Source organism: Rhodococcus sp. HNM0563, assembly GCF_012726195.1.
In the GTDB taxonomy this organism is placed as follows: Bacteria; Actinomycetota; Actinomycetes; order Mycobacteriales; family Mycobacteriaceae; genus Rhodococcus.
This window is the reverse complement of sequence record NZ_JAASAF010000041.1, coordinates 1-530: the sequence shown is the minus strand read 5'-3', so window position 1 is coordinate 530 and position 530 is coordinate 1. Positions and strand designations below refer to the sequence as shown.

General features: G+C 67.5%; 1 protein-coding gene. It reads right to left on the bottom strand.

The genetic code is table 11. The features are described from left to right. The coding region (locus HCA61_RS25880) for an RNA-guided endonuclease TnpB family protein (RefSeq protein ID WP_169691059.1) at positions 1 to 530 on the bottom strand (530 nt) is incomplete at both ends.

Here is a 530-nt window from a genome sequence, read left to right as displayed (position 1 = left end):
TGATGATCCAACCGCGTCTCGCGCACCTTCCGGTGCGCCGCGGCAACCTTTCGGCGGGCCTTGTCCCGATTCTTCGACCCTTTCATGGTGCGCGAGTAAGCCCGTTGGGCGCGGACCAGCCGACGTTCCTTCGATCGCAACCAGCGGGGATTGGCAATCTTCTCGCGGGTCCCATCGTCGTAAACGATCGCCGCAAGGTCGGTCAACCCGACGTCGACACCCGCGCATCGGGTCGGCGCCGGCTGCGGGACAACCACAACGGGCACGGGTTCGTCGACGACGAAGGACACATAGTGCCGGCCGTCGGCCTCGCGGATCACCGTCACACTCGACGGATCCGCCGGCAACGGTCGCGACGCCTCATACCGGACCCGCCCGATCTTCGGCAGGCGCACCAGCCCGATACCGCCGCCCGGCTCGAGAACCGCGAACCCGGCGTTTCGGGTGAACCGAGCGGACTGGCGGTGTGTCCGCTTCTTGAACCTGGGAGCGCCGACCTTGCGGCCCTTGCGTTTGCCGGTGCGGGAGTC